At 70.4% G+C, this 8,245-nt stretch carries 10 protein-coding genes; 6 read left to right on the forward strand and 4 right to left on the reverse strand.

Going from position 1 to position 8,245, the window contains the following annotated elements; all coding sequences use genetic code 11:
* Positions 1-12: 12 nt before the first annotated feature.
* The 4 genes from ACFWJO_RS34260 to ACFWJO_RS34275 are packed head-to-tail and all read right to left on the reverse strand — an operon-like array spanning position 13 to position 1,581.
* Complete coding sequence (locus tag ACFWJO_RS34260) at positions 13-429, reverse strand: hypothetical protein (RefSeq protein ID WP_386871612.1); 417 nt, start codon at positions 427-429, stop codon at positions 13-15.
* Positions 426-1,028, reverse strand: a complete 603-nt coding sequence (locus ACFWJO_RS34265) for a hypothetical protein (protein ID WP_386871614.1) — start codon at positions 1,026-1,028, stop codon at positions 426-428. Before ACFWJO_RS34265 ends, ACFWJO_RS34260 begins: the two co-directional genes overlap by 4 nt.
* Positions 1,025-1,165: a hypothetical protein gene (locus tag ACFWJO_RS34270; protein WP_386871616.1), complete on the reverse strand. Its 141-nt coding sequence runs from the start codon at positions 1,163-1,165 to the stop codon at positions 1,025-1,027. The genes ACFWJO_RS34265 and ACFWJO_RS34270 overlap by 4 nt, the downstream gene beginning before the upstream one ends.
* Positions 1,162-1,581 (reverse strand): hypothetical protein, encoded by a 420-nt coding sequence (locus ACFWJO_RS34275; protein WP_386871618.1) that lies wholly within the window; start codon positions 1,579-1,581, stop codon positions 1,162-1,164. The genes ACFWJO_RS34270 and ACFWJO_RS34275 overlap by 4 nt, the downstream gene beginning before the upstream one ends.
* A gap of 616 nt (positions 1,582-2,197) precedes the next feature.
* Here ACFWJO_RS34275 and ACFWJO_RS34280 point away from each other — a divergent pair.
* The 6 genes from ACFWJO_RS34280 (at position 2,198) to ACFWJO_RS34305 (ending at position 7,965) form a co-directional block, all read left to right on the forward strand.
* Positions 2,198-2,992, forward strand: a complete 795-nt coding sequence (locus ACFWJO_RS34280) for a GntR family transcriptional regulator (protein ID WP_386871620.1) — start codon at positions 2,198-2,200, stop codon at positions 2,990-2,992.
* A 57-nt stretch (positions 2,993-3,049) separates the two neighbouring features.
* Entirely contained in the window at positions 3,050-3,610 is a 561-nt protein-coding gene (locus ACFWJO_RS34285; RefSeq protein ID WP_386871622.1) for a UTRA domain-containing protein, read from the forward strand.
* 70 nt (positions 3,611-3,680) lie between these two features.
* Positions 3,681-4,034: a hypothetical protein gene (locus tag ACFWJO_RS34290; protein ID WP_386871624.1), complete on the forward strand. Its 354-nt coding sequence runs from the start codon at positions 3,681-3,683 to the stop codon at positions 4,032-4,034.
* Positions 4,035-4,922: 888 nt separating this feature from the next.
* Positions 4,923-6,005, forward strand: coding sequence for a hypothetical protein (locus ACFWJO_RS34295; RefSeq protein ID WP_386871626.1), 1,083 nt, complete (start codon positions 4,923-4,925; stop codon positions 6,003-6,005).
* Between the two features lie 183 nt (positions 6,006-6,188).
* The gene (dnaB, locus tag ACFWJO_RS34300; protein ID WP_386871632.1) at positions 6,189-7,484 is read left to right on the forward strand and encodes a replicative DNA helicase; all 1,296 of its coding nucleotides are present in this window, start codon (positions 6,189-6,191) and stop codon (positions 7,482-7,484) included.
* A gap of 91 nt (positions 7,485-7,575) precedes the next feature.
* On the forward strand, positions 7,576-7,965 hold the full coding sequence (locus ACFWJO_RS34305) for a hypothetical protein (protein ID WP_386871628.1): 390 nt from the start codon (positions 7,576-7,578) through the stop codon (positions 7,963-7,965).
* Positions 7,966-8,245: the final 280 nt, after the last annotated feature.

The raw sequence follows: 8,245 nt of genomic DNA on the forward strand, positions 1-8,245 counted from the left end.
CTTGTGTGCCCGTCAGATCTGGGCGAGGCGGTCCGTCATCCGCGCGACCGAGCTGGTGAGCCGGTCCACGAAGCGGGTGACCAGGGTGGTGATGGTGTGGTCGCCGGCGCGGTCGCGCTCGATCAGGGCGAGGGCGAGCCGGTCGTCGGCCTTCCGCAGGTGGGTCTCCAGCTGCCACCACGTCTCGCCCTGCCAGGCCCTGGCCAGCGCGGCCAGGACGTACAGCGGCGTGATGTAGGCGACGGAGCCGAGGACCCGCGCCCGGCGGGTGGTGGTGCGCAGGTGGTGCCAGCGGGCGGCCCGGGCGCTGGCGACCAGGTCGAGGTAGACCTCGAACCGGTCCGCCGGCCACGCCGTCATCGGGCCGTTGTCCTGGCGGAACTTGTGGACGTCCCGCATCCGGCGGCCGTACAGGGTGGTGATGCTCATGCCTGGCCCTCCTCGGGCTTGACCGACTTCACGCGGACGTGGACTTCGTTGAGGATCAGCAGCTGGGCGATGACCAGGTCGTTCTTGTGCGCCAGGACCATCGCGGTCTGCAGGTCCTTGATGGACAGCAGCGGGATGGCCTTCATGCACTGGTCGCACACCTGGTCGGCGTGCTCGACGACCAGGGCCGGGTCGGTCGACTCGTGCGGGTAGTCGAAAACCCGCCGCTTGACCTCGGCCTCCGGCACGGAGGCCGGCTCCAGCGTCTCCCGGCGGGGCTGCGGGACGATGCGGACGAGCCCGTCGTCGGCGGCCTTGTCGATGGTGGCGAGGTCCGCCCGGGCGTCGTCGCGCTCGGCCGTGACCCTCTTGAGCTCGGCGGACAGCCGCTCGATCCGGGTGGTCGCCTCGCCGAGCTGGACGTACAGCTCGGTGAACTTCCGCCCCTCGTCGTTGCGGGCCTTGACCGCCGCGCGGTGGAGGCCGGCAACCCTGTCCAGCTCGGCCTTGGCGTCCTCGAGGTCCTTCTCCAGGACGAGCCCGTTGGCCACCTGCGTCTGCAGGTGGAGCAGGGTGGTCGTACGGATAATGCGGATCACGGTCGGCCTCCGATCCCGGACAGGGCCTGCCCGTGGCGGCGGAGCTGCTCCTCGGCCTGGCGGCGGGCCGCCTCGGCCCGGTCGGCGGCCTCGGAGGCGGCCTTCGCGGCCGCGGCCTGCTGCTCGGCGGGGGTCACGCGGCACGCTCCATGCGCTCGATGCCGCCGGCGTACGCGTCGAGGTCCCCGTCGATCAGGGCGGCCAGGGCCTCCATCTGCTCGACGGTGACCTCGGCGCTGTCGACGAAGATGCGCAGGCCGACGTTGCCCTGGCACATCGTCCCGGCGATCCGGTAGCCGCCCGGCGCCTGGGTGATGCCGGTGTTCTCCAGCTCCTGGACCAGGGTGGTGAGCAGGTGCGCGGCCGACTTGCGGACGACCAGGTCCGCCAGGATCTCGCCCGGCCGGACGGTCACCGCGACCTCGACGCCGAGTCGCGCCAGGTCCTGAACCTCACCGAACACCGACCACGCCTCCTGCACGACGTCGTCGACGCCGTCGGACACGGCCTGGGGGCGGATCGGAGCGGCGGTGGTGACTGCGATGATGGTCATGCGGATCGGTTCCTTTGCTGGTAGATCCGTGGACCCCCGGCACACATGGCGTTGCACCGCCGTGCCGGGGGTCGCGCCGTCATGAGTGCCGGCGCGGTGAGCGGATGGGGAGTTGCACCAACGCTGGCCATACAGCCGCCAGCTCCGGCCCCACCCCTGGGGCCCTGCTCAGATCCGCTCTCGGGCTGCCGTGCGGCCAGCCCCCCGCTCAAGACCTCACCAGCGGGAAAACCGCTGGTGAGAGGGTCGTCTCGTCGTAATGACGGCAGGGGCGCCGCGGCCCGAAATTCAGTCCACTGTTGAGTTCTCAAGGAACGAGCGGCCATCCGACCTAAGCCCTCGCGGGCCGTATTAGAGCCGCCGTCGGGACACAGCTGTCCCCTTGCCGCCCGCCCATCCGACTTAACTAGTCAGGTGGCCGAGCGATTCGATTAACCCACCCCTCTCAACTCCTGTCAACCTGTCTAGTTAAGTGTCGGAAATGACGGCCTCTGACCTGCACTTTTTCGCGGGATCGATAGATGGTCCGAGTCTCGGCTTTCGGAAGACAACTAGACATGTCATGCTGGGCGACGTCGTGGGAGGGAGTCCCATTCCGAACGAGATGGAGACAGACATGGGGAAGCGAGAGCCCGGAAAGGTTCCTCGGATCGCCGCGAGCATCGCGGCGAAGATCGAGCGAGGCGTGTACCCGCCCGGCTCGGCTCTGCCGAGCGTTCCGGACCTGCAGGCCGCTGAGGGCATCGCCTATCAGACGGCCCGGGACGTGTACGGCCTCCTGGAGGACCAGGGCTTGGTGTTCTCGCGCCGTGGCAAGGGGACGTACGTCAGCCTCGTGCTGGGCAAGGTGCTGCGCGACGGCACCAGCCGCTACCTCCCGACCGCGAGGTCAGAGGGCGGGGCGGTCGGAGCGTTCGACGCCGAGATCCGCCGCCTGGGTCTGGTCTACAAGCCTCTCCCCACCGTGATCGCCCGCGAGCGGCCTCCGAAGCGCGTCGCCGACCTTCTCGGTCTGCACCACGCGACGAAGGCGTTGAAGCGCGAGCGGGTCATGCCCGTCACCCGCCCCGACAACGACGACGTCAGCGAGGTGGTGCAGCTCGCCACCTCGTGGTTCCCCCCGGACATCGCCGACCAGTGCCCCCAGCTGGAGCAGCAGAACACCGGGCCGGGCGGGAGCAAGTCCAGGCTGGCCGAGGCCGGCTACGCGCAGGTCCGCCTGCGCGAGGAGATCGAGGTCCGCGCTCCCTCCGAAGCGGAGGCGGCAGGGCTCGGAATCCCTGCTGAACAGGCGGTTCTGGAGATCACCCATCAGGGTCTGACCGCCGAGGGCCGCATCGTCGAGGTCTGCCTGCACGTCATGCCGCGCACGAAGTGGCGGCTGGCGTACGAGTGGGTCATCGGCTCGTAGCCCGGCACCGCGCGGGCACCAGAAGACTCAAACACCAAACCCGAGGAGCAAGTTCGCATGGCTAGCAACACGATCGGCACCGACGGCGTCGTCCTCCGGGACGCCCGCACCCGGTACCGCAAGGACCAGCGTGAGGAGAACGGCGCACACGGCGCGTACGACGCCGAGCTCCGTCGCAGCGGAGGAACGCCCCGAGCCGAGGTCGACGTTCGCCGCGAGGCTGCGCCGGCCGACGTCGCCGAGCTCCTGGGCGACGGAAGCGAGGTCGTCGTCCGCGCCCGCCGGATGTTCGACGGGGACCGGCTGATCCAGCTCGTCAACACGTACATCCCCGTCGACGTCGCCCAGGCCGCCGGTGTCGAGCAGGTCGACACCGGGGTCGGCGGCATCATCAGCCGGATGCGCGAGGCCGGATTCGACCAGGGCGCCGAGGCGACCGAGGACGTCGCCCTCCGCCCGGCGACGGCTGATGAGGCGGCAGCGCTGGGGCTGCAGGCGGGCTCGTCGGTGCTGACGATCAACCACGTCGGCCGTACCGCTGACGGGCGTGTCGTCGAGGTCACCCAGCACGTTCTCTCGGACGGCTGGAAGCTCCGCTACTCCGTCCCCCTGGCCTGACCCGGCGGCGGGCCCCGACTACACAGTCGGGGCCCGCCGAACCCGGGCACCCCTCTGAAAGGATCGCCAGATGAGCACCGCGCGCCTCTCCGCCTCCGAGATCGTCAACGAGCTGCTATCGGCCCTCGCCGATGACGGCTGGCTCACGACCTCGACGGCCCCGGCCGGTCCCGGCCCCGTGCCTGCCGACGCCAGCCTGGCCACCATCGCCGAGGCGCTCCGTGCGCACAGCCGATCCGGGATGCTCCCTGCAGGGTCCAACCACGAGCTCGTACGCGCCGCCGACTCGGTGGGACGCGCCCAGGAACTGGAGTCCGCCGGCGACCTTGGCGCCTTGTACGGCGAGCTGGGCTCCGCTCTGGCATACCTGGTGCAGGCCCGCAGGGCGTCGATCGACCTCGACTCGCCGGAAACGGCGAGCTGACCCCACCAGAGACCCGGGGAGAGGAAGATGACCCGCGAAACGCGAACAGGCCCCCGCGGGGGCCTGCCGGTCGCGCTCGCCGGTTGTGGTGGTCGGCGGCGTCGGACCAAGCACCTGATGGGAGGTGCCTGCGATGCGTTGCAGGCTACGCGTACCCACTGACCGTGGGCCAGCGGGACACGGCGACACGCCGCCGGCGACCCGTGCTTCCCGTGTGGCGGGACGCCTTCGCAAGTTCTCTCCCGGAGAACGGGACCGAGGAGTATCCGCGCCCGGAACTCGGTACAACACGACGACGCCATCCGGCACGATCGCCGGATGCAAGCACGCGTCATACCAGCTCATCGCCGGTTTCCGAAACCGGCGGAAGGACTCCACCATGGTCGCCATGACTGCCCGCGCCCCGTAACGCCGAGGGCCGCCCCTGCGCCAACAGGAGCGGCCCTCGACCTTCACAACTGACTCAGTCCACCGGCCCTACCAAGCCACAGCTCCTGAGTCGTACGTCGGCTGATGCCGGGTTCCCGACCCCTCGGGGCCCGGTCACCATCAGCCAGGGTAACCGCCCAGACGGACTTCACGCAGCACCGCTCGCGTACCCGTCCAGTTACCCGGTGAAGATCACCGACGTGCGGCTCTCTACCCCGATTGGGAGAGATCGCACCTCATGCACCGCCCCCTCCGGCTCGCCTCCGCGGAGCCCGCGACGGTAACCGTCCCGGCCGCGTACGAAGGCGCCGTGACTAAGACTTCTGAGCTGAATCGCGCCGTGAGCTGCGCGAATGATGGTGTCCGCTTTGGCGCTTACAACGCCTGGGTGACTAGCACCCCGGCGCCCGCGAGCGTCTTCTCCGCCCTGTCCGCCCCGGCCGCGCCGGCGGTGGGCCGATGAGTACCCAGGGCCAGGCGTGGGTCGACAAGGTCGGCATCACCAAGTGCAAGAACTCCGGCGAGCTCCTGGTGCTCATCCGCGTCGGCAACCACGTCGGCGGCGACATGCGCGGCTGCTTCGCCAAGGCCGCCACGCTCGCCGCGGAGTGCCTGATGGGCGAGTCCACGGTCCTCAAGCACCTGCGCGCCCTCAAGGCCGCGGGCGTCCTGCTCCAGGGCGACGAGAAGCTCGTCGACCACATCCGTGCCGACAAGCGCCCGCCCGTCTACGACCTCGCCGGCGGCCACGAGGCTGGGTGCCTCGGTGGGCACCCGTCCGACGTGCTCTGCGAGACCGCCATGGCCACGGGTGCTCGATCTGAGCACCCGTCGAAGGGAGCGCCCGCCACGGGTGCTCGATCTGAACACCCGAAGAAAAAGCCCAGGTCAGCGGGTGCTCGATCTGAGCACCCGACGGGTGATGCGGGTGTTACGGGTGTTCAAATCGATGCGCCACGGGTGTTCAAATCGAGCGGTAGAAGTAATAAGGAAGTGAAACTTCCTCTCTCTGTACCGGCGGGTGGTCTGAACGGACTGCCGTCGGCGGGCTCTCCGGGCCAGAACGAGAGAGAGAACTCGGCTTCGCCGGAAGACCACGCCTCCCCCGCTCCGGCTGCTGCCGACTCCTCGGCGGCCGCCGTCGCGGAGGCATGGGCGAACGGCATGAAGGCCGGTGGTCGGGCCCTGCTGCCGAAGCGCGCGGCTGTCATCGCCACCGAGGCCGCCGAGCTCCTCGCTGCTGGCCATGACCTCGACCACCTGTGCCGGGTGGCCGAGTGGATGGGCCGGGCCAAGCCGACCTGGAAGGTCCTCGAGGACGCGATGACCTTCCCCGAGGCGCCGCAGCCGTCGGTGCCCGGGCAGCGCTCCGCCCCGGCCGGCCCGCCGATGTGCGCGCAGCACCCGGCCTTCGTCGAGGGCGACTGCCCCCGGTGCCGCCTCGCCGAGCGCGGGCGGCAGCAGCAGCGGGAGGCGTCCGAGCCCGGCTCCATCGACGGCGCCGGCCTGCTGGCCCGGCTCCGTGCGGGTCAGCCCGCCTGACGCCCGTCCCGACCCCGAACACGCCTGTGGCGGCCACTCCCGTCAAGAACCGGCCGCCACAGAAGACCTCCGAAGGAGATCCGCATGACCATCGTCGCACCCCACGCCGCCCCTGACGACGAGTTCCGCCCCTCGGGCCGGGACGCCTTCGACCGGACCCCGCCGTCCGACAACGACGCGGAGATGTCCACGCTCGGCGGCCAGCTGCTCAGCAAGGACGCCATCGCCGACGTCATCGACGGCCCCATGCAGCAGCGGGACTACTACCGCCCCGCCCACGAGACGATCCAGGCCGCGATCCTGTACCTGTACGGCAAGGGCGAGCCGGTCGACCCGATCACCGTGGGCGCCGAGCTCACCAAGCGCGGCGACATCGCCAAGGTCGGCGGCGCCTCGTACCTGCACACCCTGGTGCAGTCCGTGCCGACGGCGGCGAACGCGTCGTACTACGCCGAGATCGTCCACGAGAAGGCCGTTCTCCGCCGCCTGGTGGAGGCCGGGACGAAGATCTCGCAGCTGGGCTACTCCGAGCAGGGCGACCTCGACGACATCCGCAGCGCGGTCGAGGCCGAGGTCCTCGACGCCCTGGCGACCCGCGAGCAGTCCGCCGGCTACGCGTACGTCCGCGACGACGTGCCCGACTTCTGGGACCAGCTCGACGCCCGGATGAAGGGCACCGGCAAGATGACCGGCGTCCCGACCGGCTTCATCGACCTGGACGCGCTCACCAACGGCCTGCAGCCCGGCCAGCTCATCGTCATCGGCGCCCGCCCGGCCATCGGCAAGTCCACCCTCGCCCTGGACATCGCCCGCTCCGCCTCCATCAAGCACGGCCTGACCTCGGTGTTCTTCTCCCTGGAGATGGGCCGCCCCGAGATCACCCAGCGGCTCTACAGCGCCGAGTCCCGCGTCGCCCTGCACCACATCCGCGCCGGGTCGGTCACCGACGACGACCTCAACCGCATGGTCAAGCGGACGCCCGCCATCGAGGGCGCCCCGCTGATCATCGACGACTCCCCGAACCTGTCGCTCACCGAGATCCGCTCCCGGGCCCGGCGCATCAAGCAGTCCAAGGGCGGCCTGGACCTGCTGATCGTGGACTACCTCCAGCTGATGCAGTCCGGTGCCGGCCGCCGCGCCGAGAGCCGCCAGCAGGAGGTCTCCGAGATCTCCCGCAACCTCAAGCTGCTGGCCAAGGAGCTTGAGATCCCGGTCGTCGCCCTGTCCCAGCTCAACCGCGGCCCCGAGCAGCGCACCGACAAGCGCCCGCAGATCAGCGAGCTGCGCGAGTCCGGCTCGATCGAGCAGGACGCGGACATGGTGATCCTGCTGCACCGCGAGGACGCGTACGAGAAGGAGTCGCCCCGCGCCGGCGAGGCCGACCTGATCGTGGCCAAGCACCGCAACGGCCCGACGGCGACGGTGACGGTCGGCTTCCAGGGCCACTACAGCCGCTTCGTCGACATGGCCCAGACCTAAAATCGAACGAGTGTCCGTATTTGGCTCATCCTGTGCGGTGCCGCCCGGCAGGCAGCCAGGATGGGCCTCCGACGACCACGGAGGGGAACCGATGACCAGCAGCACCGACGGCCAGGCGCCGGAGAAGACCTACGCCACGACCGTGCGCCCCGCGAAGCTGCCCGACGTGGTGGTGGTGCCGCGCGAGGTGGTCACCGACGCCAAGCTCTCGCTCGCCGACCTCGGCCTGTGGGTCAAGCTCGCGAGCTGGACGCACGTCGACATCCACCTGGACGCCGCGGTGAAGGCACTCCTCGCCGGCGACTTCGGCCGGCGGGTCGACGTCGACGAGGCGAGCCTGCGCGCCGGTGTGCAGCGCCTCATCGACGCGGGGCTGCTGACCGTCGACTCCGCGGAGGCGAAGCGGTTCCGCGCCGAGGGCTGGGGAGCCCACAAGGACCAGGACGCGTTCCTGCCGTCGCAGCCCCCTCGTCCGGCCTGAGCCCGCGACACTGACCGGTCCGGGTGGCAGGGTGCCGCTCGTCTAGTCACGCAGACCGCCCCCGGCGCACCTCCGCGCCGGGGGCGCCGTGTGTCCCGGGTACCCGGGGTACCCACCGCCGGGCCCGCCCGCGCCTCCCGCCCCCGAACCTGTTAACAGGCCGTTGCGCCATCTCCTGGTGGTGATGGGTGCGGCCGGTGCCGTACCCATCACCCCAGCTCAGAGCACTTCTCCGCCCCGTCCCCGCGCGGATGATCTTGACCCCCTCACGCTGGAGGTG

This window comes from Streptomyces sp. NPDC127092, from assembly GCF_042722475.1.
Lineage (GTDB): Bacteria > Actinomycetota > Actinomycetes > Streptomycetales > Streptomycetaceae > Streptomyces.